The following is a 22,576-nucleotide window of genomic DNA, read 5'->3' on the forward strand; positions in this document are numbered from 1 at the left end:
GTCTTGAGGAACGCTTGTGGAGTTCGGAGCTTGTGCTGGGTAGAAGGGAGAAAACATGAGCCAAGAGATCCCTAAAGACGATCCGCGGAAACAGGCCGACCAGGTGACGCATAAGCAAACGGACAAGCCTTGGAAGGGCAACCCGGAGAAAGAGCAGCGTAACAAGGCCGACATCGACCTTGAAAATTGGCAGAAGACGAATACGCACTAGGAGCGCCTAATGAGAAGACTACTATCAATCGCCGTCGCAGTGCTCGCCCTGTCGACTGTTAGCGTTGCTGGTCAGCAAGCCGGCTCACCGAGCGGACGTGGGGCAGTCACCGGTGATCCCGCGGCCAGCTCGACGGCGCCAAGTACGGATCCGCGCAGCACCACTGGCATGTCACCCGGCTCGCGCAGCGGGAGCGGTACGTCCACTTCTGGCGGCAAGGATGACAACGGCGACCAGGGGCGAGACGAGATGCCGGATAGCAACATGAACGTCAGGCCGCAGAGCCAGCAGCCGGAAAAGCCGCACTGACAGCAGAAACCTTCGCTGCCAGTTTAAAGCGGCTTCGGCCTCAGCACTCCCGGCGCTCTGATCCGCAATTGGATCGGCAGCCGGGAGCATTGGGGGCTGGAGACTAAGCCGCGCCATGTTCGCGACCTACGGTCATATGAACGGACGATTCCGGCAGTCTCACCAATCCCATTTTCGGATCCGTGTGTTCTTCCGTCAGAAAACCGGCGCGGTCCAAATGGAAAGAGCCGCAGCATCTTTCGACACTGCGGCCCCGCCGGGTTTAAAAAAATTTGGTGAAATATGGACCAGCCCCGGCATCAGCGATGCTATGCGTGTGTGCCTATGGCGCAACGTAAATCGCTGATTGGGTTAACGGAACCGGGCCGCCTGTTGCAAAATGGATGGCCTAGTTTGCGGCAGCTTGATTTGGATTGATCAAACGATCCTCCGGGTTGCGCCGTATCTTTGATCATGGCCGCGCCTGAGAAGCCGCCAAGCAAACACATAGCTGAGCCAAAACCATCTCGTTCCGACGAGGCGCGGCAGATCATTGCCGAGTACGCCGATGAACTGCGAGAGTTCATCAAGAAACCCCTTCAGAAAATGAACTAAGGCCACCGCCTCAGTTGGCTGCCTCCCGCAGCCGTATTGACTAAGCTGGCGGGCCTTTCAAAGGACGCTGAGCAATATTGAACAGCGCCGGCAGTCCGGGTGTGCTGGGCTCTTAGCCGGACGCGCAGCGAGGCAGCCATCGCGCTGCGCTCCACCTCCAAGGTGGCCCTGGTCTAGCCCCGGACTGGGGCCGCTTTGTATCGGTCGCTAGTCTGGTTGTGTCCGGCCAAGCGTCTGATCTCAGTGGCCTCGTTCACGTTCCTTCGATGTGAGCAAAATTGACCATATGTGCGGTACCGAACATGGCAAACTTCCGGCATCACCGCGCGGCCCTCGGCTTTTATCGGTGATGAGAACGCCGTCAGCGCTCCCGCCTTCCTCAGGAATGGAGCAGCGCCATGCAGCGACGCCGTATCAAGCAAACAACGTCTCTTGAAGAGCGCCTTGCCGAACAAGCGCAACGCCTCCGCAGGGAAGCCAAATCGCTTCCGCCTGGTATCGAGCGGGAGCAAGCAATCCGCAAAGCTCGGCAAGTCGAAACCGGCGCTCACATAAGTGAGTGGCTAAATTCGCCCGGCTTGCAGCCGCCGAAGTGATTTCCTAACCAAAGGGGGGTGCGTGATCCCACCAGACTGTGTTTTGAAAGTTGCCATCGTAGGGCTGAGCGTCTTTTCGACGGTCCTAGCGTCTATGCTGTATTTCAATCTGTGAGGCCGCCTCATTTGGCGGCTCCTTACGATTCAGGCGACTTCTGCGGTTCCAAAAGATGCTCAAGCAAGTGCTTCTGCGTCCAACTGTTTTGATCCGCTAAGAAATCGATGAACTTTCTTGCAAATCTGGGCTGGCTGCGAATCGAAAAAAGCATGTCCTCTTTCGTGACTGACGTAATTCGGCAGTCACCTATTGCCGTGGCTGTAGCACGCCGTACTGGCACGTCATGAAGGCATGCTTCCCCAAAAAATTGTCCTTGCTGCGCTGTCCCGAGCTGATTTTCTGCGCCATGCTTAAGCGTCGTAAGCCTTACGCAACCTTCCTGAACAAAGAATACGAAGGCAGCGTCTTCACCTTGGCTGAAGATTTTTTGATCGTTTTTATAGCTGGCGGTGGATCGCCCGGTAGCGACCCCTAGAGAAGGCGATGAGCGTCAATCTGATCAGGCATAAATGCCGGTTGCATGCTGTTGCTCGCTCTCTGTCACCCGCGGATGCTTGAAAATTGCGGAAGCAGATTTCCAACACTTTTAGTTGTGCTCCGTTCCCGCCGCAGTAGTAGTATTGGCCATATCAGGTTCCGACGTCCGCACGATGGCAGTGTGGGGCGAGGCCACGGAGCGCGCGAGCTACTGCGCGTCGTGGGTGTGGAAGGTGACCGCATCGCGGTAACTGAGGTGGCCTGACGATCGGAACAACGCTGTCTGCGCGCGCTTGGGACATGTGGAGGTTACCTATGCCCCGCTACTTTTTTGACGTTAAGGACGGCCACAGGCTATCTGACGCTTCTGGCTTTGTTTGCGATGGCGATGCCGATGCGCTCATCAAGGCGGCGGTGCTCGCCATCGGCGTTTCACTCGACAAACCCGAAGACGATCCTGAGCGCCATGTCTCCATCATCAACGATGCGGGGCGCGAGATTGGCACCGTGCCTGTGTATTCCAGGCCTTCATACGAAAATCCGGCCAAGTAATTCGGTGCGCTACTCCGGACCTTCAATAGTGTGAGAGTCCAGCCACTCCCTGTTCCTGAAAAGACTGCGCAGCGACCGGGCAATCTGCCGACGATCATTCCGCTCAGTCCCAGGCGGCGTGGATCGGGCGAACCGCAGCATCTGGCGTCGTAGCTGAACGAGCTGCCCTGGGGTGTAGTGGGTGTTGTCGTTTATTTCCCGGCGTTGAAGTTGTTGAAGCGACGACATGAGTTCGTCCTCCGCTTGAGTTGGACGGGAGCGCGGCGCCCTCAGTCACCCGTGGGTGCCAAAGGTCGGACGGCTGTTCGTCAAAGTGGAACACTTTAGGAGTTCCGCCGCTGTATCGTTTTGCTCATTCTGAGCGAGCAAATGCGGATGGCGCCGGGGCCAGATATCTTGACCACCGGTGTCTGATCGGACCCATATGGGGCAGCATCAACACGCGCATGGAGCGCGTCTGCCTGGAGCAGCGCCGGATTAGCCTTATCCTCGGAGGGAGCGGAGAGCTGGCCCGCGCAAGCGGCCTCCTCCAGGTCGCTGTGCGGCCGGGCAGCGCGGGCCGCGACGCCGACGTCCAGACTTTCAATAATTTCCATTATCGTAAGTCAGGACGGCTTCGCTCAGCCCACCAGCAGATCCTTGGGTGAGGTCAACAACTGGACGTAAGTTCCGCTCTCATGCAAATCGAGCCATCCTTTCTCAATCGCATACTTGATGCCGGCGCCGAACTCCGGACCGGTAGCCTTGCAGCCGTTTGGCGAGAGGAAAGGCGAGTTGATTTTCTCGATATGGATGCGGCCGTTCACGGCTTCGACGCTGGCCGCTAGTTCGACCAGCTTACGCGCGGCGGTAGCCGGATCGGAATAGGGGCGTGCTTCGGCGTGTTTCATGCTGCGGCCTGATCTTCTTTCACCCCACGTGCCACGATTCGCAGCGCGCCGTCTGGAAGAGGCCGCTGCAGGCTCTTGGCTTCATCCCAAGAAGCGTTCAGCCAAGTCTCGACTTCCTCCGGCTTGGTCAAGATGACCGGCATCGCTTTCGGGTGAATTGCACCCACCTCGGCATTTGGTTCGGTGGTCAGGAATGCGTAAAGGTCGTTCGTGGTCTCGCCCTCCTTGACCTTCCGGACCGACTTCCAGTTGGTCCAGATGCCGGCGAAGCACGCGAGCGGACGGGTGTCGTCAAGCGCAAACCAAATGTCCCCGCCTTCGGCCTTGTTGAACTCACTGAATGAGTTGAACGGCACCACGCAGCGATGCTCTGGACCTAGCCACCGCGTCCAATGTTTGCTCTTCACGTTCCGGATGTTGGTCGTGCCGCCGTCGGGCTCCATCCGAAGCAATTCCTTGAAGTCAACTGTCTTGCCCTTAGCCTGAAGCTTTTCGGCACGCTTCTTGGTGGCATCCATCAGCGCCTTGGACGACGACGGCATGCCCCATCGTGCGGTGGCAAGTTCGCGGCCTTTGACACCAGTCCGCACTATCGGCGCCCTGTAATCCGGAAAGACGCCGGGCATTGGTGCCAAGTTGCCGACGTATTGATTGACGACACGGAACAGCGCGCTGATCGCATCTTGGTTCGTGGTGATGCTATAAAGATTGCACATCGTCAGTCAGTCTCGGCGCCTGGAATTTCAATCGTTTCGCCTTCGGCTGTCAGCAACTTCCCCTTAGGAGGATGCTTCGCGTCTTTATCTGGGAAGCACGATGTGATGACAGGATCCAACCAAGGCGAGTACAGGATTTTGCGTTTCCGGTGCATCTCGGCCATTTTGAGAGTGGCATTTTCCACAAGATGGCGAGCATGAATATCGTCGCGCGCTTCGACCCAGACAGCTTCGCGTATCGTCGAGACCGCCCATTTCTCGTCGTTGGCGCGTATATCGATTGGCGCTAGTCGGAAGATCGTCACGGTTTTCGCCTTTCTCGGCTTGCCTTGCCGGCCGAGTCCGGTTTGGCGAACGTGAGACCCACAATAAACGCCCGCTGCCGATGAGTGTAGTGTTTGCCCTCGCTGCACGGCTCGCAGAACAGCGCGTCCTCAAGCATCAAGATCGGCGTCCGTGCAGGTCGCTTCACGGCACGCAATGGCACTAACGAGAGCCGTCGACAACGTTTGCACTTGGCCTCAAGCAGATCGTACCCACCATTGATGGCCTTGCCGATTGTGGGGTTGGCCTGCTGGTCATCGATCACCGGACGCATCTCATCAGTGGCCCAAGCCCACATCAATGCATTCCAAGCTTCACATTCCAGTCTGTCGGCTTCACGGATCTTAGCTTCCGCGGCGCTTCGGATCAGCTTCGTTTGGTCAAAATAGGTGTTGTGCAGCCCGTCGGCATACCGAACGCCTTTGGCCTGAGCTTTCCTCAGATCTCCAGACAGCGGAATGGGTATGATGCGAGGAGACATCCATTATGATCACCCCGAATCGCCTCCTATGAAAAGCCACTAGGCGTGGCGGGTAAGAACAGCGCAACCACTTCTCATTGGTCAATGATGGCGATCAAGGCAACGTAACTGATTAATGAGGGTCTGCTTCTCGCTGCAGAACTCGAAAGAATATTCTCGACCCCGCCTCTCGCCGAAGTACGTGCCTCAGATTTGTCTCACGGAGAGGGCTGCCCTGGAGACAGCGGCCCTACCAAGGCTCCCGGTTGTACGCTTCCCAACTAGTAAGGGCTGAGCACACTATCGAGAAATTGCTCTTTTTCGCCAGGCGCATAACCCTGACAAGCGCCGAAATACGCTTCTGGCCTATCACAGGGGTCGGCGGCCCGGTGGTGTTGACGCGGCGCATAGGCAAAACCCGAGGCTCGACCTGATGGGTACATGTGATGATGGGGACGAAGCACCGCATGCGGGCGGTGCCCATGATGCACAGTAGCCGCGTTCGCGAACCCGCACAGGCTTATCAAGACGCTCAAGGCCAAAATCGAACGCATATCCTTCTTCCTCCAAGGAGTTTCGTCCCGCCGGGCTCAATGATTGCCGTGATGCAGCGTTCCAAAGGAACGCGGCTCCTATACGTTGGTTGGGCCATCAGCGGCAGCTTCTTTGTTGGTTCGCGACCAAGGACGGCTCGTGCCCATCGCATTTATTGACGTGGTGCAGCTATATGTCAGGAGTAACCGGAAGTTTGCATCCGAGCGCCAAACCGACGCGAATCACCCAGAGCCGACACCACGAGCGTCTCCCGCCAGGGGCCGCTCGTGACCCAAAGCGGGACGCGTCCGATGAGTGGCGAGGCAGAAAGTCTGCTCTTGTTCACGACATTTAAACCTTAAGATTTTACGAAAGAGGCTCACCACAGGCCGCAGGAAACATGCGAACACCCTTTGCACAGAAGCCACCCGTGGACTTCAGGCAATGAGGGTTTTGCCGACGAGCTGCGTCGTGTGCGTTATCGCATCCGTGGGACTTTATCTGGCCGGCGGAAACAGACCGGCCGCGACGGAGCCGGATGTCATGCCGGAAGCTGCAGCGAACATGACGGCTCCTGAGTACATGGTGACGCCGGCGTTGTACGCAGAGGCATCCGCCAGACTTGCGGCAGCGCTTCGGGCAGAAGGAGCGGAGCTTCGCTCAGTGACGTCTGCAGGTTCCGGGCCGTTGAGCACCGAAGCCGAAATCGCCGATAATCCCGTCGCGCCGAAATTGGCGTCGTTGGGACAGGATATCGTCCAGCCGCTGCCGGCAACACGCGATCCGTCCGACGATGCTCCGAAAGCGGCGTCGACACAGGATTTCCGTTATCTGGTCTACTACGTCTGGTCCGAACTGCCGCCCGCGGAGAAACCGGCGGAGATCATCTTGCGTGCGTTCAAGGACATTCCGGTCGGAACGCCGGCCGAAGAGATCAAGCGCGCTTCCGACGCGTTTGGTCTCGATTTCAATTTCATGATGGCGGTTGCCAAGATCGAATCCGGCTTCAACCCCAATCAACGCACCGGGTCGTATATCGGCCTGTTTCAATTGAGCCAATATGAGTTCGGGAAGTTCGGCTTCGGGCAGATTCGCAACCCGCGGGACAACGCCGTTGCGGCCGCCTACAAAATTATTACCGAAGGCGTCCAGTTCGAGTGGATCACGCACCGGACGCCAGACATGAGCGATCTTTACCTGATCCATCAGCAGGGCTGGGAAGGCGCCGCTGAGCACATCAGCCGGCCCGCTCGCACCGCCTGGAAATCCATGTGCGCCACCAGCGAAGGCAAGGAGAAGGGCGAGAGGTGGTGCAAACGCGCGATCTGGGGCAATGTACTCCCGGCGTTCAAGCGCATCTGGAAATCGGTGGACAACGTAACGTCAGAGGCGTTCGTCGGCATGTGGCGCGGCCGGGTCGCCGATTTCTACACGAAATATGTGGCGACCGCCGCTGCGGCGGCAAGCCAATAATCCCGTTGTCGGCAGGGCCTTGCCACGATTGCATTGCCTTAAGCCGCCATGGCGAACAGACCCAGCTGGGTAAACCAAGACCGCTCATGACCCAAAACCGTCATTGGCCATGGGCGTCGCTCGTGGTGCAGCATTCTGCTATTGTGGTTTTTCATTGTTGAATTCGGCCAATGGAGCACGCGATGCCAAACAGCAAGGAGATCGAGGCGAAGTCGCACAACCCGGTGCCGCAGGGCTATGTGCTTGGTGCCGGAGAGGGTGAACACCTGATCCATTTTCGTGATGGCGGCAACATCTTCATCAAGATCGACCCCGTAACGGGGTCCAATAATCTTGGCCTCGGCATTCAGCAAGTACCAAAGGGCTCAGGCATTCCGGCTCACCGACACCTCGACAGGGACGAAGCCTTCTACGTTCTGGAAGGCAGTGGCACGGTCACACTCAACGATGTGCGTCACTCTTGCGAAAGAGGTGGAACGATTTTCATACCCAGGAACACGTGGCATGGTTTCAGTAGTCCAGATCAGGAACTGGTTCTGCTGTGGATCATGGTGCCCCCAGGCCTCGACGGTTTCTTTCGCGAAACCTGCAGCCGACCCGGCGAACCGCGAAAAGAATTGACGCGGGAGCAGATCAACGCAATCGGTCTCAAATATGGGGCAGAATACTAGGCGGGCTCAAACATTTGCCCGCAAGCGCTAAGAGGCTGAGTCCGAAATTGGCCCATCAGCGAAGTAGCGGCGTACCTCGTTGAGGTCCGCTCAGTGAGGCAAGGCGGAATAGATTTGCTCAGGTTGAGTTCTTCGCATTTTGACCCAGAGCGGACTTCGGCCATCCTCGGAAGCTGGATCCCTACTCAATCACTCGGTCCGCCATCAGAAGCACTTGCTCAGGGACAGTCAATCCCAATGCCTTGGCCGTCCGGAGATTGATCACGAACTCAAATTTCGTCGGCTGCTCAACCGGCAAGTCCGCTGGATTCGCGCCTTTCAGAATGCGATCCACGTAGCCAGCCGCAAGTAGAAAGAGAGCCTTCAGGTCCGGCCCATAAGCCATCAATCCACCCCGGTCTGCATAAGTGTTGACCTGAAATACTGTGGGCAGCCGATACTTCAGAGCGATTGATGGCAACGCATCGCGCGGAGGGTCCGCAAGTACATAAACGACATCGCAATCGGCCGCTTTCATATCGGCGAACGCCTTTTCAAGGTCTTCCGGGTTCGACGCAACGAAGCGTTGCGCCGAAATGCCGATGGTCGCTGCTGCCTTGGTTGCAGTTTGTGCCATCGCCGGGTGCACGGGGTTGTTTGAGGTGAGTACGCCGATCTTCTGTACTTTGGGAAAGAGCAGGCGAATAATGTCCAGCGTCTTGGCCGTGAGATCTGCGAACATATTCGCTGTGCCGGTTATATTGCCACCGGGCCTGGTAAAACTCTTGACGAAGCCTGAGCCGACAGGATCGGTGGCTGGCGACATAACAATTGGAATCGTCGAGGTCGCCCGTTGTGCCGCCGCAATCGCGGGTGTCGCTTCGGCGATGATAACGTCCGGCTTCAGAGCGATGAGCTCCGAGACTAGACCGGGCAGCAAAGAGTAGTGACCTTTCGCCTCGCGCAGATCAATGATGAGGTCGCTTCCTTCCCGGTATCCCATCAACCTGAACGCTTCTCTGAACCAACCGATAATCCGCTCGCCTGAGCCAGAAGTAACCAGCCCGACGCGCCGCGGTCGCAATGAATCGGCATTTGCAACAGCAGCGATAGCAATCGAACAGGCCGTCGTAAGCACCGCGCGACGCGTTACCATTCGACTCACGAGCCTCTCTTGATGTCCAATGATCCCAAATGTTAGCACGATCATTGCGGGGATGGCTCGCTTTGTTGCGGTGCACGAGTCACTATTGGCCCATCGACGAAGTGGCGGCACCTCTCAACAAGGTCCGCTCACTGAGGAATAGCAGGCGAGATTTGCTCAGGTTGAGTTCTTCGCGTTTTTGACCCCGAGCAGACATGACGTCCAACTTTGATCCTGCTCAAAACGACCGTGGCGTGCCCCTAGAAGGGCGTTGCGCTCAGCCCCCGAGTGCGAACTATCCCCATTGGGACAAGGCCGCGATCCCCCACGGCGGCCTCTTTGTGGCTTCACACCGACGCGACAAAGAACTATATTTCCTACGCTTCGGATCGGCTGCAAGCTAAATCATCGAGTAGCGTGGATCAGGGGGTCCGATGCACCGATTTATCGCCAGGGCCAACGTAGATCACTTTATCGGCCTTCTGACCGGCAATGATCTGACGCCTGACAAACGTACCAACATTACCAAGCTTCTGATCGCCGAGTTGGATCAGCTCGCCCATGATCTGGAACATCTTGAATTTGTCGAGAAAAAAGCATCAGAGGGCCGTAACAGGGTGAGCCAAGCGAGAGATATCCGTGATGGTCACCCCTTCGGAACAATCCAGCGCGAACACGCGGAGACGCTGCTCGTAAGCTGCGAAAACTTGCAGACGGTGCTTGAAGATTTTTGTCATCGCCTGCGCGCGAAGATCAACTCGCCGGGCGGAACAATTTCGACAGGTCCTCGACGAAACCTGATACACTGATTTCATCACCGGCCGAGGTTTTGCCCGTAGGCGTCGGTAGCCGAGAGACCGATTGCGCTCCCGCCTGCAGTAGAGGGGGCGCGCCATGTGGAAATCCACGGCAGCGGCACCGTTTGATCGCAATTTGCAACTGGCGGTCATCGACACCGGCGGACAAGTCCATGCGCTGATCTTCCCCTGTCGCCGCGTGCTTCGGGGCTGGATCAATTCGCAGACCGGTTTGCCCGTGTACGTGTTTCCAACGCATTGGCGCGAATGGGACGGCCGTATAGAGGAAGCACCGATTGGCGAGCCAGAGCAGGAACGGTTAGCCATTGTTGAAGAGTACGCGGACGATCAGCGAGCGATCATCAAGAAGGATCGTGATGCTTTCAATTAGTCCCAGCTCCGACCCGTGAAACCCTTCTAGCCGTGACTTCTGCTCGTGGCCCATCGCTTCCGTTGGCGTGGTGTAGCTATGTGTCGCCTCACAGGGGTAGACCGGACGTTTGCATCCGGGCGCCAAACCGACGTGAATGACCCAAAGGAGAAGTTCATCAAATCGATGACTTCGCGATTCCAGGATGGGATCAATCGGCGAGTGAGCACATTGCCTGCTTCAGCCGTGGCGCCGCAAAATCGAGGAAGGTGCGGATTTTCATCGGCAAGTGCCGGCCCGCCTCGTAGATTAAATGAACCGACTTGGGCGGCGAGCGATAAGACTCCAACACCAGCTTGAGGCTGCCGACGCGGCGCTGGCGGTCGATCTGGTAGTCCAGCATCCTCGTTAAGCCCAAGCCTGAGACGGCAGCGTCGGTCGCCGCTTCGGCGGTGCTGACGACTAGGCGCGAACGGATTGGAAAAGACTTCTCGGCCCTGCCGATCTTGAAAGCCCAGCTTTGTGCCGAGAGCGTGTTCTCGAACGTGATGCAATCGTGATCCTTGAGGTCATTGGGGGTCTTCGGCGTGCCGCGACGCGCCAGATACGAAGGGCTGGCACAGACGACACGCCTGACGGCTCCGACCTTCTTGGCGACAAGACTAAAATCGTTCAGTTCGCCAACGCGCAAGCCGATGTCAATATGATCTTCGATCATGTTCAGTCGGCGATCCGCAAGCATCATACGCACGTCGATGTCCGGATAGTCCTTGAGGAAATCGGTGACGACAGGAAGAAGATAAAAGCGTCCGAGCGCGATCGGGGCGGACAGAACCAATTCACCTTTCGGCGTCTTGGTTTCGCTCGCGGCGTCGCGTTCGGCCTCGTCGAGATCGGCCAGAATGCGGCGCGACGCCGCCACGAAAGCACACCCCGCCTCGGTCAACGCGATCGTCCGCGTCGACCGCATCAGTAGCCGCGCATTCAGATGCTTTTCGAGCTCCGAAATCTTGCGGCTGACCGTTGCCACTGGCGCCCGGAGTTTCCGCGACGCGGCCGAAATGCTGCCGGCCTCCGCCACCGCAATCAACAAGGTCATAGCTTCGAACCGGTCCATGGCCGCGTTCCAAATACTGAAAGGGACCTTCTTAGTTTGACACTATATGCCGCGGTGCGGAACTTCCCTAAAATTGTGGCGCTCTGGCCAAGCTATCAATTCTGAGAGGTCGACATGTTGACCAAATTCCTTGCGGTTGCTGCCGCTGTGATGGCGCTGTCCAGGTCCGCCTTGGCGGAAGCCTCCGTCGATTTACACGGCACTTGGGTCCTTGTTTCGTCGGTAACCGACAAGGATGGAAAGAAGACCGAACAGTTCGGCTCCGGCGCCGCGGGCATGATGACCCTGGACGCCGGCGGGCATTTTATGCTGACGATCATCGGTCCCGATCTCCCGCGATTTGCTTCCAACAACCGCGCCGGCGGCACACCGGAGGAAAACAAGGCAGTTATGTCGATGAGCATCGCCATGATCGGCACCTATTCACACAACGCGGCCAACAAGACTTTGACCTTCGAGGTCGAAAGCTCGACATTTCCGAACTGGAACGGCACTACACAGAAGCGAATCATTATCGCGGTAAGCAAAGACGAGCTGAAATACATCACCCCAACGGCGTCCAGCGGCGGCGTCGGGACCGTTACCTGGAGGCGTGCCAATTGAGCGAGCACAACAAGCTTCGTCTCTTATTGGCCCATCGCTTCCGTTGGCGTAGTGCAGCTATGTGTCGCCTCACAGGGGTAGACCGGACGTTTGCATCCGGGCGCCAAACCGACGTGAATGTCCCAAAGGAGACACTGACGCCTCGCTTCGACAGGCCACTTCGGCTCGCGCGCGCGACCAAGACGGTTCAGTCTTCCGAGGGCAGCCCCGCTTCGATGCGCTGGATCAGCCGCTTCCGCAAGGAAGGCACCACGTTGCCGAGGACGACGAAGGTGCGGACGATGGGCAGATACGGCTCCATTGCCGCCGTCAGCTCCGCGAGAGACATGCCGGCCAGCCGCGCATATTCAGATTGCGCTGCCGCATGGGTCGCACGCGGACGCTCCGGATTGTCGGCGACTTCCGGCGCGAGCTCGGAGAGGATGACATGCAAGAACCCCAGGTCGAGGGCGGCAGGCCCGCGCATCGCGAAGGACCAGTCGACGAGCTTTGGGCCTTCCACCGTCATGATCACATTGCCGGGGCTAAGGTCGCAATGGCAGAGCCCGTCGCCGGGCGATAGGCGATCAATCAGCGCGAGGATATCCGTAGCGAGGTGCTTCGGGACCTTGCCGTCGTCGTGCCGCAACTCGCTCTCCATATACTCGCGCATGGAGATGACCTCCGGCGGCGGGGCCGTCTTGTGAAGAGACATGGCAAGAGCCGCGATGATCGCGCCCGCCTGTTCGAAAGTCACCGCGCCGGTCCGCGAGAGATGCCACAGGGTCGGTCCATCGAGACGCTGCATCACGATGCCGAAGCGCCCGTCCAACGTCACCTCGCCGAAGACCTCCGGCACCGGGACGCCGGCGGCGCGCACGGCGCGGATCATGCGCACCTCGTGCCGGCCGAGCAGATGAGAGACACCGGCCTTGAACAGCTTCACGACCTGACCGGGCGTCCAGGCGTAGGCTTCGGAGAAGGCGCCTTCACCGATCTTTTCCCCCAGTGATCCCTGCATGCCCGTTCTCCGCCGCAGAGGAAACACCAGCGGCGAGCAAAAAGGAACCCCTCCCATCGAGCCGAACATTATGATTGCTAAATGGTCCCAAGTCCGGTTGTGGCCCATCGTTTCCGTTGGCGCGGTGCAGCTATGTGTCGCCTCACAGGGGTAGACCGGACGTTTGCATCCGAGCGCCAAACCGACGTGAATGACCCCTTGCGGACATGAGTCGGCTCTTTTCGCCATTGTGGGGCGGCAATTGATCCACCTCAAACATCGGTTCCCGCCGTTCATTTAAACATTCCAACCAGATCATCAACGAAGGAATGCGGCGATGAAAACCACGCGCAGACAAATGTTTCTCGGTGTCGCTTCCGTCGGCGCGCTGGCGTTCACGACCAACGCTCACGCAGCGGATGTCACTCCCGCCGAGGCCCGCGCTATCGCCAAGGAAGCCTATATCTACGGCTATCCCATGGTTGACGGATATCGCGTCCAATACGAATACTTTGTGGATCGCCAAAATCCGGAGTTTAAAGCGCCATGGAACCAGATTCGTAACATTCCTCGCGTCTACACACCGGAGGACAAGGCAATCGTGTCGCCCAATTCGGACACGCCGTACTCCATGGTCGGTATGGACCTTCGTTCCGAACCAGTGGTGCTCACGGTGCCGCAGATAGAGAAGAAACGCTATTTCAGCGTTCAGCTCATCGATCTCTACACGTTCAACTTCAATTACATCGGGAGCCGCACGACCGGTAACGATGGCGGCAGCTACATGATTGCCGGACCGAACTGGAAAGGTGAAACCCCCAGGCGCGTGAAAAAGGTATTTTACTCGGAGACTGAGTTGGCGCTCGGCGTGTACCGAACGCAATTGTTCGATCCCGGCGATATCGATAACGTGAAAAAGGTCCAGTCCGGCTACAAGGTGCAACCACTATCGGAGTTTTTGGGCAAAGGCGCACCTAAGACCGCAGCAGCGATCAATTTCATCAAGCCGCTCACGCCCGAGACCCAGAAGACCTCACCCGAATTTCTCAACATCCTGAGCTTCATCCTGCAATTCTGCCCGACGAATCCCTCAGAGAAAGCGCTCATGGCGCGGTTCGCCAAGATTGGAGTCGGCGCGGGGAAGAACTTTGACGTGAGCAAACTCTCGCCCGAAATGAAAGCGGCTCTTGAACAGGGCATGGCGGATGCATGGGCTGAACTTGCGAACTTCAAAAAGACGCGATTTGACACGGGACAAGTCACTTCCGGCGACGTATTCGGCACCCGGCAGTTCCTGAAGAATAATTACCTCTATCGAATGGCCGCTGGCGTGATTGGCCTCTACGGAAATTCCAAGCAGGAGGCGATGTATCCGTTCTACGGTGTCGACGCCGATAAGCAGACACTCGATGGGACCAACCGCTACACTTTGCGATTTGCGCCGGGCAAGCTACCACCCGTCAACGCCTTCTGGTCGGTCACAATGTACGGAATGCCGCAGAGCCTGCTTGTGGCAAATCCCATCAATCGATACCTGATCAACTCGCCAATGCTCCCGCAGTTGCAGCGCGACGCCGATGGCGGCTTAATGGTGCACATCCAGAACGAATCGCCCGGAAAAGATAAGGAAGCCAATTGGCTTCCCGCGCCCAAAGGGCCGTTTGTGATGGCCATGCGCCTCTACTGGCCAAAAGAAGAAGCACTTGATGGCAAGTGGACTGCGCCGCCACTGAAGCGCGCAGTAGCCGTTTCTAACTAATTGGAACGTCGCCTCATGGCATGTATTCACGGCAGTAGATCGGGTTCACTGCCAGCAATGACAAAAGCCTCGGCCTCAACGCCGGGGCCTTTTTTTGCGCGATGTCGCATGTTGGCCCATCGGATGTCATTCGGCCTGCAATATTGGCTCTGACTCACTTTTGATGCAGTTCGGAGGATGTCTGGCGCTTTGATTGGGGAGAATCAGCGCCATGCAGCAAGCACTCCACCGCTCCAGTCTGGTGCCGCCTGGGTTTGTTGTAGAGAGTGCGTGCTACGAGGGTGATAAGGCCGTCATCACTGTCCGGCCATCCGGAAGTTTCGGCTTGTGTCCATCGTGTGGGACAGTTTCGCGGCGTATCCATAGCCGGTATCGACGCCGCGTGACCGATCTGCCGCTTTCCGGGCGGGTCGTTGAGCTCCTGGTGATCGCCCGCCGCTTCCGCTGCGAGGCCGTCCTGTGCGGACGCCAGATCTTCACTGAGCGTTTCTCCGACGGGATATTGGCTCCATCAGCGCGACGCACGGCGAGGCTGGACTCTATCGTCCATCACCTTGGTCTGGCGCTTGGCGGCCGGCCGGCAGCAGGCCTCGCAAAACGGCTGATGTTGCCCGTGAGCAACGACACGCTTCTGCGCGTGGTCCGACGCCGTCACCGTCCGCCGGCTGACCCGCTCAAGGTTATCGGCATCGATGATTGGGCCTGGCGTCGCAATCACCGATACGCCAGCATCATCTGCAACCTGGAAAGGCGCCGGGTAGTCACCCTGCTGCCGGATCGTGAGCCCGCGACCGCCCAAGCCTGGCTCGCTGGGCATCGCACGATCGCGATCGTCGCCCGCGATCGTGGCGGCGGATATGGCGAAGCGGCGGCCAAAGCCTTGCCCCACGCGGTGCAGGTCGCCGACCGCTGGCATCTGATGGAGAACGCCAGTCGGGCCTTCCTTGACGCCGTCCGCAAATCGATGCGCCAGATTCGCATCGTCATCGGCGCGACCACAATTGATCCCAAGCTGCTAACAGCCGCCGAGCGCCTCCAGTATGAGGGCTATCTGCGCCGCGAGGAGGCCAATGAAGCCATCCTGGCTCTGTCGAAGAGCGGCATACCCATCAAGCAGATCGTGCGCCAGACTGGCCATAGCAGGAAGCTGGTACGGCAGGTGATCCGCGGCGAACGCACCGACGTCTTCCGGACCCGACAAAGTTCTTTGGATCTGCATTTGCCATGGCTGGACGATCAGTGGGCTGCTGGCTGTCGCAATGGGGCCGAACTTTGGCGCCGCTTAACGGCGCGTGGCTTCCGCGGCTCGCTCCGCGTCGTCAGCGAGTGGGCGACCCGCAGACGAAGGGCCGAAAAGGCCGACGCAAAAAACCTTCAGCGGATTCCGTCGGCCAGAACGATTGCGCGCCTCATGACCATCGGTCGGGACCTGCTCACGAAAGCGGAGACCGTCACGGTCGCGGCGATCGAAGCCGGCGTACCAGCCCTGATCGAGGCACGCGAGATCATCGCCGAATTTCACCTGATGATCCGGCGCAAGACCGAGGCGGGCCTCATGCCATGGATCGAGCGCGCCCGCGCCAGTCTCGTCGCCTCGTTCGCCAGCGGCGTCGCGAAAGATGAAGCAGCGGTTCGAGCAGCAATTACTTTGCCCTGGTCCAACGGACAGACTGAGGGTCAGATCACGCGCCTCAAGCTCGTCAGACGTCAAATGTACGGTCGCGGGAAAATCGATCTGCTTCAAGCCAGATTGATCGGCGCAGAATAATCGGAGTTGCACCAAAATTGCGTCAGAGCCAATATTGCAGGCCGAATGACAATCTGTTCTTAAGAGGTGGATTCTCATCATCTGGGATTTGAAACGGGAATGCGTCGCGGATGATAATGGGGGAATTCATCTTCAGCTGGTTCTCTCGCCATGCGCTCGCGCCAACCGAGCGAAATAAGGAGCGCCCGCTACGATTCCTTGAACAATCGCGTAGGCGCGCGCCGGGAGTCCTCAAGTTCGTATCCAGCACTGCGTGAGGCCGCCTGCCGATTGGTAGGACGCCTGCTCAGATGATCGATGTAAAAAGCCCGCGGCAGTCGGGATTTGTATCACCGTTGTACGGGGTATCTGTGCGGGACAGGGACGAGCGCGTTAGAACAGTACAGAAATCTTTGGTTTAGCTAAGTTTTTCAAGTTGGAGCGGGCGAAGGGAATCGAACCCTCGTATGCAGCTTGGGAAGCTGCCGTTCTACCATTGAACTACGCCCGCGGATGCGCAGCTTGCGCCCCTCTGATTAGCCGAGACGGCGCCGCCAGCCAAGCGCTTTGGCGCTACTGGCCCGACGCTTCTTAACGTCCTGGCAAGATTCCAGGTGCGCCGGATTGTGGCGGTGTTATGATCATGTGTCTGGGGAGAGACGTGCACTGAGTGGGGCGTGTGCATGGTGGGGCGTGGCTACGCGATATTCGACACGGCCATAGGGCGCTGCGGCATCATCTGGAGCAGCACCGGAATCGTCGCCGTGCAATTGCCGGAGGCGCGGGAGATCGACACCCGCCGCCGGATTTTCCAGGTCCATCCCGAGGCGCGCGAGCAGCGGCCTTCCGAGAACGTCGAGCTCGCGATCGAGGGGATCGCAGGCCTGCTGCAAGGCGGCGATCCCGATTTCTCCGAGGTCAGCCTGGATGCCGGTGGCGTGCCCGGCTTCAACCGCCGGGTCTACGAGCACACCTGCACCATCCCGCGCGGGGAGACCCGCACCTATCACGAGATCGCCAGGGCGCTGGGCGCCTCCGGCGCCGCGCATTCGGTGGCGCAGGCGATCTCCAAGAATCCCTACATGCTGATCGTGCCCTGCCACCGGGTGCTGGAGGCCGGCAATTACGCCGACCGGCTCTCGCCTTACGGCGGGGTGATCTCCAAGCGGCGGCTGCTCTCGCTGGAGGGCGCCCATCCGATCGCCAGCAAGACGCTGTTCGACGTGCTGCTGCCCGTTGCCCCGCCGAGGCCCAGCTAAGGCGCGATCGCAATCGCACCTCAGCTTTGTTTTTTGGGCATGATCTTGTCGGACAACCGCTACACACTTGTCCGGATCATGCCTAGATAGGTGGCATGGACGCAACCACGCTGCTGACCACGCGCTCGATGACGGTCTCCGAGTTTCGCTGCGATGCGGGGCCGGACGACAGCCCGTTTGCCGAGTGCCGCACCGGCCACTCCATCGCCTATGTCCGAGCCGGCAGCTTTGGCTGCCATTGCCGCGCCGGGTTCTTCGAGCTGGTGGCGGGCTCGATGCTGGTCGGCGCGCCCGGCGAGGAATACACCTGCACGCATGAGCATGTCAGCGGCGACGTCTGCCTGTCGTTCTTCCTCGGTGAGGATCTGGTCGACGCCCTCGGCGGACGGCGCGAGGTCTGGCAGGTCGGTGCGACGCCGCCGCTGCCCGAGCTGATGGTGCTGGGCGAGCTCGCCCAGACGGCGGCAGATGGCAACAGCGACCTGAGCCTCGACGAGGTCGGGCAGATCCTTGCCGGCCGGTTCGTCGATGTCGTCTCGGGCAGGCCGCGCAAGCCGACCACGCCGACCGCGCGCGACCGCCGCCGCGCCGTGGAAGCTGCGCTGTGGATCGACTCCAACTCGCATGCCGAGGTCGATCTCGAACAGGCGGCGCGGCAGGCGGGCCTCAGCCCGTTTCATTTCCTGCGGCTGTTCTCGAGCGTGCTCGGCGTCACGCCGCATCAATATCTGGTGCGCTCGCGGCTGCGGCATGCGGCGCGTCTGCTCGCCGACGACGATATCGCGGTCACCGACATCGCCTATGACGTCGGCTTCGGCGACCTCTCCAACTTCGTCCGCACCTTCCACCGCGCCGCCGGCGTATCGCCGACCAAGTTCCGGCAGGCCTCGAAGGGGAAGCGCAAGATTCTCCAAGAGCAGCTCGCCCTCAACTGACTAGGTTCGTCTCCGGCGCGCGCCGATTGCGGCGCGCTTTGGAAATGGAGACGACCATGTACGACCACATCGGACTGCGCGTTGCCGACCTCGACGCCGCCACGCGCTTCTACACCGCGGTGCTGGCCCCGCTCGGTCATGTCCTGTGCTCGAGCGGCGACGGCTATGCCGGCTTCGGACCGAAGGGCGAGCCGGCGCTCTGGCTGCATCTGAACAAGGGCCGCAAGGCGGATGGCACGCATATCGCCTTCCGCGCCAAGGACCACGATGCGGTCAAATCGTTCCACAGCGCAGGCCTGAAGAGCGGCGGCCGCGACAATGGCGGCGCCGGCCCGCGCAAGGATTACAGCCCGACTTACTATGCGGCTTTCCTGATCGATCCTGACGGTAACAACGTCGAGGCGGTTTGTGTGTGAGCTTTGGCCACTAGCTCTCGTCATTGCGAGGAACTCTTGTGACGAAGCAATCCTGACTGTCTCTGCGGCAACATCTCTGGATTGCTTCGCGGAACTCGCAATGACGGCGTTTGTAGCGACTACCCAACATGATCAAGGACACCTTTCATGACCTCCGTCTATAACGACGTTCCCCTGAACGCCTCCGCTGACAAAGTCTGGGACGCCGTCCGCGATTTCGGCGCGTTGCATCAGCGGCTGGCGCCGGGCTTCGTCACGGCCTGCACGCTCGACGGCGATGCCCGCATAGTCACTTTCGCCAATGGATCGGTGGCGCGCGAGGTGCTGGTCGACTGTGACGATGCTCGGCAACGGCTTGTCTATGCGATCGACAACGAACGGCTGAAGCACTACAGCGCCTCGGTGCAGGTGATCGCCGAGGGCGACAAGGCCTGCCGTCTGCTCTGGATCATCGACATGCTACCCAATGAGCTTGCGCCCTATGTTCAGGGGCAAACCAGGGACGCCGTCGCTGCGATCCACCGGGCGTTTCCGCCTGCGTGATCTTTCTCACAGAGCTTCCCTCTCCTCGGCCGTAACCATGGCGGCGTGCGTCCGGTTGGCTCCGCTCTCCCGGCGGCGCCGCGCACGCGAGGAGCAGGCCATGAGAGGTGCGGACAAGGTGATCTGCCAGGCGGCCGCCGTGCTGCTGATGTTCTCGATTTCGAGCGCGCCGGCAAAGGCGCAGTTCCTCGGCGGCGGCGGTGCCGGCGGCGAGGACATGATGACCCAGATGGCCCCGATGCTGGAGATGATGAAGGCGAAGATGGGCAAGCGCCGCTTTGCCATTATGATGCAGACCATGGGCCCGATGATGAGCCGCATGATGGAGAATGACGGCGGCGGAATCGGCGGCATGACAGGTGGCGGCTTTGGCGGCGGCTTTGGCGCACCCAATTATGGCGGCTACACCGCGATGGGCGGAGGCGGCTATATGCCGACCGGGCTCGGCGGCATGGGCGGCGGCGATATCATGGGCATGCTCGGCGGCGCCGGCGGCGGCGACATGATGGCGATGATCCCGCAATTGATGCGGCTGGCCAATGTCGGCGGCGGTGGCGGCCATCGCCGCCACAAGCATCGCTGAGGCGCGCCGGCGGACTGGACGCAAGCGACGCCGATATCAAATCCGATCGTCGATGAGGACGCCGGAAATCGACGAGTCGCTTGCGTTCGTCTGGTCGCCTGAACGCACCGCGCTGTAGGTCGAATCCGCGAGCGAGTTCTTCAGGGACTGGAGAAATTGCTCGAGCAGGTCCGTCGCCGAATCGCCGCTCGTCGAACTGTCCGTGGCGTTGGGCGAAGACGAGCCGCCCGCTCTCGTCGTGTCACTCGATTCCGTGCCGCTGGACGAGGTCGAATCCGCGAGCAGGCTTTTGAGCGAATCGAGGAATTGCTGAAGCAGGTCCAACGCCGAATTGCCGCTGGATGAATTATCCGTGCCGCTGGCGCGAGCGGGACCATCGGGCGGCGGGCCACCTGCTCCACCGGGCCCACCTGTCCCGCCCGGCCCATGGGAGAGCGCCGCCTTGAAGATACCTTGCAGCTCGGTGGCCTGCTGGTCGGTCAGCTTGCCGGCCGAAACTTCCTGCTGGATGAGGCCGTCGATCTTCGACTTGAAAGCCTCAGGCGACGATGTGCCGCCGCTGGATTGATCGCTCGCACTGCTCGATTGCAGGGCGGAATCGATGTCGCCGAGCGCGGGCGACAGCGCCGGCTGATCGGCCGAATTAATTGTGCCGGAGCCGGCTTCCGCCTGCAGCTCATCTTGCAGCCGCTGCAATGGTGATGTGTGGTGGTGGTGAGAGGAGAGCGCCGAAATCGAGGTCATGATGGCTTTCCGTGCTTCTGGTGAACGCGCGGTGACGGTGTCCTCAGGAGCTGGCGCGGAGCCTTTGACGAAGAGCCATTCCGGTTACCCGGTATTGCCAAGCCATGATTGGAAATATTCGGAAACAAAAATCCGGCAAGCGCGCCCGAGGCACGTGCGCCCTAGTCAGCCGCGGCCGAAAGCGCAGGCCTGATCGCAGGCTTCGTCTCGCGCGGTCCCCAGCGCGTCAGCACCACGCTGGAGCACGAGAGCAGGCCGAGCACGACCATCGAACTCGCCGCCAGCCAGAAGAAGCTTTGCGCGGTGGCATCATGCGTCGACAGCCACCAGCCGACCGCCGCGATGTAGATCAGCCGCACGGTCTGCGCCAGCACGGGACCGATGACCTTGGCCGCGCCTTGCGACGAGAAATACATGGTCGAGGCCAGCCCGATGAAGGCGTAGAACGGCGCCACCGTCGACAGATATTGATGGCTGGTGGCGCGCACGGTGGCGCTGTCGGTGAAGATGTTGACCCAGAGATCGGGGAACAGCGCGACCAGGCACGCCGGCGCACCGACGGCGACGAAGGCGCTCGCGCCCGCGATCCAGGCGATGCGGCGGGCGCGTGCGGTGCGGCCGGCGCCGATCGCCATGCCGACCATCGGCACCGAGGCGATGCCGAACGAGAACGCGATCGAGGTCAGCAAAAATTCCAGCCGCGCGCCGATGCCGTAGCCGGCGAGGATCGCGGTGCCGAACTTCGCCAGCATGTGGGTGAAGATCGAGATCGTCAGCACCGATTGCAGCGGCGAGAAGCAGGCGATGGCGCCGACCTTCAGGATGTCGAAGAACATCGCCCATTGGATGCGCAGGCCGCGCAGTTTCGGGACGACGCGGGCACGGCCCGAGAACAGGTACCAGCCCATGATGGCGATGTTCATGCAATAGGCGATCAGCGCGCCGGCCGCGACGCCGCGCATGCCGAACTGCGGCACCGGTCCGAGTCCCAGACCCAGCGTGCCGCCGAGCACGATCTGCCAGGCCGCCGAATTGAGAATCAGGAACGACGGAAGCTTCATGTTGCCGGTGCCGCGCAGCACGCCGGCCATGGTGTTGAGCAGCCAGGGCAGCACGGCGCCACCGAAAAACACCTGGGTATAGGCGATCGCATGCGTCAGCACATCGCCGCGGCCGCCGAGCATCTCGAGCACTTTGGGCCCGTAGATCAGCATGCCCAGCATGAAGACGAGGCCGAAGGTGATGCCGATCAGGAGCGCATGCGCGGCGAGCGTGCCTGCACGTTCGCGATCGCCGGCACCGAGCGCTCGCGCGATCGCGGAAGCCACCGCGCCGCCCATGGCGCCGCCGGACATCGTCATGGTCAGGATCACGGTTGGAAACACCAGCGCCATCGCGGCCAATGCCTCGACGCCGAGCCGGCCGATATAGGAGGTCTCCGCGATCACGGTACAGGTGCCGGCCGACAATGCGACGACGTTCGGCCAGGCAAGCCCAAGCAGCGTGCGCAGGATCGGCCCGTCCGTCAGCGCGCTCTTCACCGGCGGCGGAGGCGGCGGCAGCGGGCGCTCCTGTTCATCGACCGGGATTTCGGCGATGTCTGACATATCGTCTCCCGGGCGGAAGCGCCATTTGCGGCGCAGCAATCACTTGGTGTGCCAATGATTTGTGCGCGCAGGGCGCGCGGCAAGAGGCTTGTTACCACGGCAATTGCCGATTCCTCCTGCGCCTTGTGC

Annotated in this window: 24 protein-coding genes, 1 tRNA gene and 1 pseudogene; 15 read left to right on the forward strand and 11 right to left on the reverse strand. The window is 60.0% G+C overall.

Annotated features, from left to right (window positions below; translation table 11 throughout):
* Window positions 1-55 precede the first annotated feature (55 nt).
* Together JQ572_RS17070 and JQ572_RS35070 are read left to right on the forward strand one after the other, a co-directional pair.
* Window positions 56-211: a hypothetical protein gene (locus JQ572_RS17070; RefSeq protein WP_211384188.1), complete on the forward strand. Its 156-nt coding sequence runs from the start codon at window positions 56-58 to the stop codon at window positions 209-211.
* Window positions 212-1,512: 1,301 nt separating this feature from the next.
* Window positions 1,513-1,710, forward strand: a complete 198-nt coding sequence (locus JQ572_RS35070; RefSeq protein ID WP_249129086.1) for a hypothetical protein — start codon at window positions 1,513-1,515, stop codon at window positions 1,708-1,710.
* Between the two features lie 137 nt (window positions 1,711-1,847).
* Here the strand turns inward: JQ572_RS35070 and JQ572_RS35535 are convergent.
* A pseudogene (locus JQ572_RS35535) lies at window positions 1,848-2,201 on the reverse strand (Crp/Fnr family transcriptional regulator); the annotation flags it as partial.
* Window positions 2,202-2,560: 359 nt separating this feature from the next.
* On the opposite strand from JQ572_RS35535, the gene JQ572_RS17080 reads away from it, so the two are divergent.
* Entirely contained in the window at window positions 2,561-2,797 is a 237-nt protein-coding gene (locus tag JQ572_RS17080) for a DUF6894 family protein (RefSeq protein WP_211384189.1), read from the forward strand.
* A gap of 620 nt (window positions 2,798-3,417) precedes the next feature.
* On the opposite strand, the gene JQ572_RS17085 is transcribed toward JQ572_RS17080, so the two are convergent.
* From JQ572_RS17085 to JQ572_RS17100, 4 genes are read right to left on the reverse strand one after another with little or no spacing between them, the layout of a single operon-like run.
* Window positions 3,418-3,687 carry a hypothetical protein gene (locus tag JQ572_RS17085; RefSeq protein ID WP_211384190.1) on the reverse strand — a complete coding sequence of 90 codons (270 nt, stop codon included), beginning with the start codon at window positions 3,685-3,687 and terminating at the stop codon, window positions 3,418-3,420.
* The gene (locus JQ572_RS17090; protein ID WP_211384191.1) at window positions 3,684-4,403 is read right to left on the reverse strand and encodes an SOS response-associated peptidase; all 720 of its coding nucleotides are present in this window, start codon (window positions 4,401-4,403) and stop codon (window positions 3,684-3,686) included. The genes JQ572_RS17085 and JQ572_RS17090 overlap by 4 nt, the downstream gene beginning before the upstream one ends.
* Before the next feature lie 2 nt (window positions 4,404-4,405).
* Window positions 4,406-4,708 carry a hypothetical protein gene (locus tag JQ572_RS17095; RefSeq protein WP_211384192.1) on the reverse strand — a complete coding sequence of 101 codons (303 nt, stop codon included), beginning with the start codon at window positions 4,706-4,708 and terminating at the stop codon, window positions 4,406-4,408.
* Window positions 4,705-5,208 (reverse strand): hypothetical protein, encoded by a 504-nt coding sequence (locus JQ572_RS17100; RefSeq protein ID WP_211384193.1) that lies wholly within the window; start codon window positions 5,206-5,208, stop codon window positions 4,705-4,707. The genes JQ572_RS17095 and JQ572_RS17100 overlap by 4 nt, the downstream gene beginning before the upstream one ends.
* Before the next feature lie 1,056 nt (window positions 5,209-6,264).
* On the opposite strand from JQ572_RS17100, the gene JQ572_RS17105 reads away from it, so the two are divergent.
* Window positions 6,265-7,194, forward strand: a complete 930-nt coding sequence (locus JQ572_RS17105; RefSeq protein ID WP_249129087.1) for a transglycosylase SLT domain-containing protein — start codon at window positions 6,265-6,267, stop codon at window positions 7,192-7,194.
* Window positions 7,195-7,376: 182 nt separating this feature from the next.
* On the forward strand, window positions 7,377-7,865 hold the full coding sequence (locus JQ572_RS17110; protein WP_211384195.1) for a cupin domain-containing protein: 489 nt from the start codon (window positions 7,377-7,379) through the stop codon (window positions 7,863-7,865).
* A gap of 181 nt (window positions 7,866-8,046) precedes the next feature.
* Here JQ572_RS17110 and JQ572_RS17115 read toward each other — a convergent pair whose 3' ends face one another.
* Window positions 8,047-9,000, reverse strand: a complete 954-nt coding sequence (locus JQ572_RS17115) for an ABC transporter substrate-binding protein (RefSeq protein WP_249129114.1) — start codon at window positions 8,998-9,000, stop codon at window positions 8,047-8,049.
* 422 nt (window positions 9,001-9,422) lie between these two features.
* On the opposite strand from JQ572_RS17115, the gene JQ572_RS17120 reads away from it, so the two are divergent.
* Both JQ572_RS17120 and JQ572_RS17125 read left to right on the forward strand, forming a co-directional pair.
* Window positions 9,423-9,797, forward strand: a complete 375-nt coding sequence (locus JQ572_RS17120) for a hypothetical protein (protein ID WP_211384197.1) — start codon at window positions 9,423-9,425, stop codon at window positions 9,795-9,797.
* An 85-nt stretch (window positions 9,798-9,882) separates the two neighbouring features.
* Window positions 9,883-10,176 (forward strand): hypothetical protein, encoded by a 294-nt coding sequence (locus tag JQ572_RS17125; RefSeq protein WP_211384226.1) that lies wholly within the window; start codon window positions 9,883-9,885, stop codon window positions 10,174-10,176.
* Between the two features lie 190 nt (window positions 10,177-10,366).
* Here JQ572_RS17125 and JQ572_RS17130 read toward each other — a convergent pair whose 3' ends face one another.
* On the reverse strand, window positions 10,367-11,272 hold the full coding sequence (locus JQ572_RS17130; protein ID WP_211384198.1) for a LysR family transcriptional regulator: 906 nt from the start codon (window positions 11,270-11,272) through the stop codon (window positions 10,367-10,369).
* 114 nt (window positions 11,273-11,386) lie between these two features.
* Between JQ572_RS17130 and JQ572_RS17135 the strand changes: the two genes are divergently transcribed.
* The gene (locus JQ572_RS17135; RefSeq protein ID WP_211384199.1) at window positions 11,387-11,875 is read left to right on the forward strand and encodes a lipocalin-like domain-containing protein; all 489 of its coding nucleotides are present in this window, start codon (window positions 11,387-11,389) and stop codon (window positions 11,873-11,875) included.
* Window positions 11,876-12,062: 187 nt separating this feature from the next.
* On the opposite strand, the gene JQ572_RS17140 is transcribed toward JQ572_RS17135, so the two are convergent.
* Entirely contained in the window at window positions 12,063-12,875 is an 813-nt protein-coding gene (locus JQ572_RS17140) for an aminoglycoside phosphotransferase family protein (protein WP_211384200.1), read from the reverse strand.
* 316 nt (window positions 12,876-13,191) lie between these two features.
* On the opposite strand from JQ572_RS17140, the gene JQ572_RS17145 reads away from it, so the two are divergent.
* Complete coding sequence (locus tag JQ572_RS17145; RefSeq protein WP_211384201.1) at window positions 13,192-14,613, forward strand: DUF1254 domain-containing protein; 1,422 nt, start codon at window positions 13,192-13,194, stop codon at window positions 14,611-14,613.
* Between the two features lie 211 nt (window positions 14,614-14,824).
* Window positions 14,825-16,381 carry an ISL3 family transposase gene (locus JQ572_RS17150; protein ID WP_211384177.1) on the forward strand — a complete coding sequence of 519 codons (1,557 nt, stop codon included), beginning with the start codon at window positions 14,825-14,827 and terminating at the stop codon, window positions 16,379-16,381.
* A 416-nt stretch (window positions 16,382-16,797) separates the two neighbouring features.
* Here the strand turns inward: JQ572_RS17150 and JQ572_RS17155 are convergent.
* Window positions 16,798-16,871 (reverse strand) — tRNA-Gly (locus JQ572_RS17155).
* 172 nt (window positions 16,872-17,043) lie between these two features.
* On the opposite strand from JQ572_RS17155, the gene JQ572_RS17160 reads away from it, so the two are divergent.
* From JQ572_RS17160 to JQ572_RS17180, 5 genes are all read left to right on the forward strand, one after another.
* Window positions 17,044-17,619 (forward strand): methylated-DNA--[protein]-cysteine S-methyltransferase, encoded by a 576-nt coding sequence (locus JQ572_RS17160; protein WP_211384176.1) that lies wholly within the window; start codon window positions 17,044-17,046, stop codon window positions 17,617-17,619.
* Window positions 17,620-17,714: 95 nt separating this feature from the next.
* Window positions 17,715-18,554 (forward strand): helix-turn-helix transcriptional regulator, encoded by an 840-nt coding sequence (locus JQ572_RS17165; protein WP_211384175.1) that lies wholly within the window; start codon window positions 17,715-17,717, stop codon window positions 18,552-18,554.
* A 56-nt stretch (window positions 18,555-18,610) separates the two neighbouring features.
* The gene (locus JQ572_RS17170; protein ID WP_211384174.1) at window positions 18,611-18,970 is read left to right on the forward strand and encodes a VOC family protein; all 360 of its coding nucleotides are present in this window, start codon (window positions 18,611-18,613) and stop codon (window positions 18,968-18,970) included.
* A gap of 147 nt (window positions 18,971-19,117) precedes the next feature.
* Complete coding sequence (locus JQ572_RS17175) at window positions 19,118-19,513, forward strand: SRPBCC family protein (RefSeq protein ID WP_211384173.1); 396 nt, start codon at window positions 19,118-19,120, stop codon at window positions 19,511-19,513.
* 100 nt (window positions 19,514-19,613) lie between these two features.
* On the forward strand, window positions 19,614-20,096 hold the full coding sequence (locus tag JQ572_RS17180) for a hypothetical protein (RefSeq protein ID WP_211384172.1): 483 nt from the start codon (window positions 19,614-19,616) through the stop codon (window positions 20,094-20,096).
* A 36-nt stretch (window positions 20,097-20,132) separates the two neighbouring features.
* On the opposite strand, the gene JQ572_RS17185 is transcribed toward JQ572_RS17180, so the two are convergent.
* Window positions 20,133-20,840, reverse strand: coding sequence for a hypothetical protein (locus JQ572_RS17185; RefSeq protein ID WP_211384171.1), 708 nt, complete (start codon window positions 20,838-20,840; stop codon window positions 20,133-20,135).
* A 161-nt stretch (window positions 20,841-21,001) separates the two neighbouring features.
* Entirely contained in the window at window positions 21,002-22,447 is a 1,446-nt protein-coding gene (locus JQ572_RS17190) for an MATE family efflux transporter (RefSeq protein WP_211384170.1), read from the reverse strand.
* Window positions 22,448-22,576: the final 129 nt, after the last annotated feature.

Source organism: Bradyrhizobium sp. SZCCT0153, assembly GCF_018129995.1.
GTDB classification, from domain to species: domain Bacteria; phylum Pseudomonadota; class Alphaproteobacteria; order Rhizobiales; family Xanthobacteraceae; genus Bradyrhizobium; species Bradyrhizobium japonicum_G.

What these genes read in the sequence shown, in the direction of transcription:
- JQ572_RS17070 (WP_211384188.1), top strand. Translation starts at nt 56, where the DNA reads ATGAGCCAAGAGATCCCTAAAGACGATCCGCGGAAACAGGCCGACCAG.
- JQ572_RS35070 (WP_249129086.1), top strand. Translation starts at nt 1,513, where the DNA reads ATGCAGCGACGCCGTATCAAGCAAACAACGTCTCTTGAAGAGCGCCTT.
- JQ572_RS17080 (WP_211384189.1), top strand. Translation starts at nt 2,561, where the DNA reads ATGCCCCGCTACTTTTTTGACGTTAAGGACGGCCACAGGCTATCTGAC.
- JQ572_RS17085 (WP_211384190.1), bottom strand. Translation starts at nt 3,687, where the DNA reads ATGAAACACGCCGAAGCACGCCCCTATTCCGATCCGGCTACCGCCGCG.
- JQ572_RS17090 (WP_211384191.1), bottom strand. Translation starts at nt 4,403, where the DNA reads ATGTGCAATCTTTATAGCATCACCACGAACCAAGATGCGATCAGCGCG.
- JQ572_RS17100 (WP_211384193.1), bottom strand. Translation starts at nt 5,208, where the DNA reads ATGTCTCCTCGCATCATACCCATTCCGCTGTCTGGAGATCTGAGGAAA.
- JQ572_RS17105 (WP_249129087.1), top strand. Translation starts at nt 6,265, where the DNA reads ATGCCGGAAGCTGCAGCGAACATGACGGCTCCTGAGTACATGGTGACG.
- JQ572_RS17110 (WP_211384195.1), top strand. Translation starts at nt 7,377, where the DNA reads ATGCCAAACAGCAAGGAGATCGAGGCGAAGTCGCACAACCCGGTGCCG.
- JQ572_RS17115 (WP_249129114.1), bottom strand. Translation starts at nt 9,000, where the DNA reads ATGGTAACGCGTCGCGCGGTGCTTACGACGGCCTGTTCGATTGCTATC.
- JQ572_RS17120 (WP_211384197.1), top strand. Translation starts at nt 9,423, where the DNA reads ATGCACCGATTTATCGCCAGGGCCAACGTAGATCACTTTATCGGCCTT.
- JQ572_RS17125 (WP_211384226.1), top strand. Translation starts at nt 9,883, where the DNA reads ATGTGGAAATCCACGGCAGCGGCACCGTTTGATCGCAATTTGCAACTG.
- JQ572_RS17130 (WP_211384198.1), bottom strand. Translation starts at nt 11,272, where the DNA reads ATGGACCGGTTCGAAGCTATGACCTTGTTGATTGCGGTGGCGGAGGCC.
- JQ572_RS17135 (WP_211384199.1), top strand. Translation starts at nt 11,387, where the DNA reads ATGTTGACCAAATTCCTTGCGGTTGCTGCCGCTGTGATGGCGCTGTCC.
- JQ572_RS17140 (WP_211384200.1), bottom strand. Translation starts at nt 12,875, where the DNA reads ATGCAGGGATCACTGGGGGAAAAGATCGGTGAAGGCGCCTTCTCCGAA.
- JQ572_RS17145 (WP_211384201.1), top strand. Translation starts at nt 13,192, where the DNA reads ATGAAAACCACGCGCAGACAAATGTTTCTCGGTGTCGCTTCCGTCGGC.
- JQ572_RS17150 (WP_211384177.1), top strand. Translation starts at nt 14,825, where the DNA reads ATGCAGCAAGCACTCCACCGCTCCAGTCTGGTGCCGCCTGGGTTTGTT.
- JQ572_RS17160 (WP_211384176.1), top strand. Translation starts at nt 17,044, where the DNA reads ATGGTGGGGCGTGGCTACGCGATATTCGACACGGCCATAGGGCGCTGC.
- JQ572_RS17165 (WP_211384175.1), top strand. Translation starts at nt 17,715, where the DNA reads ATGGACGCAACCACGCTGCTGACCACGCGCTCGATGACGGTCTCCGAG.
- JQ572_RS17170 (WP_211384174.1), top strand. Translation starts at nt 18,611, where the DNA reads ATGTACGACCACATCGGACTGCGCGTTGCCGACCTCGACGCCGCCACG.
- JQ572_RS17175 (WP_211384173.1), top strand. Translation starts at nt 19,118, where the DNA reads ATGACCTCCGTCTATAACGACGTTCCCCTGAACGCCTCCGCTGACAAA.
- JQ572_RS17180 (WP_211384172.1), top strand. Translation starts at nt 19,614, where the DNA reads ATGAGAGGTGCGGACAAGGTGATCTGCCAGGCGGCCGCCGTGCTGCTG.
- JQ572_RS17185 (WP_211384171.1), bottom strand. Translation starts at nt 20,840, where the DNA reads ATGACCTCGATTTCGGCGCTCTCCTCTCACCACCACCACACATCACCA.
- JQ572_RS17190 (WP_211384170.1), bottom strand. Translation starts at nt 22,447, where the DNA reads ATGTCAGACATCGCCGAAATCCCGGTCGATGAACAGGAGCGCCCGCTG.